The organism is Weissella oryzae SG25 (genome assembly GCF_000691805.2).
GTDB lineage: Bacteria > Bacillota > Bacilli > Lactobacillales > Lactobacillaceae > Weissella > Weissella oryzae.
The window spans coordinates 1-226 of the sequence record NZ_DF820547.1; the positions used below are offsets into that span (position 1 = coordinate 1).

The 226-nt window shown below is 42.5% G+C and carries 1 protein-coding gene; it reads left to right on the plus strand.

All coding sequences use genetic code 11. The features are described 5' to 3' along the window. Positions 1 to 226, plus strand: a 226-nt coding sequence (locus TT13_RS11120; protein ID WP_145912389.1) for a hypothetical protein, incomplete at both ends; no start/stop codon positions are given.

Consider the following 226-nt stretch of genomic DNA (forward strand, 5'->3'; position numbering starts at 1 on the left):
ATCAGATTCACTAAGTGACTCAATCAGTGGCTCAGATTCAACATCGGATTCATTGAGTGATTCAATCAGTGGTAGTGACTCAACGTCCGATTCATTGAGCGATTCAATTAGTGGTTCAGACTCAACGTCCGATTCATTGAGTGATTCAATCAGTGGTAGTGACTCAACGTCCGATTCATTAAGCGATTCAATCAGTGGTAGTGACTCAACGTCCGATTCATTGAGC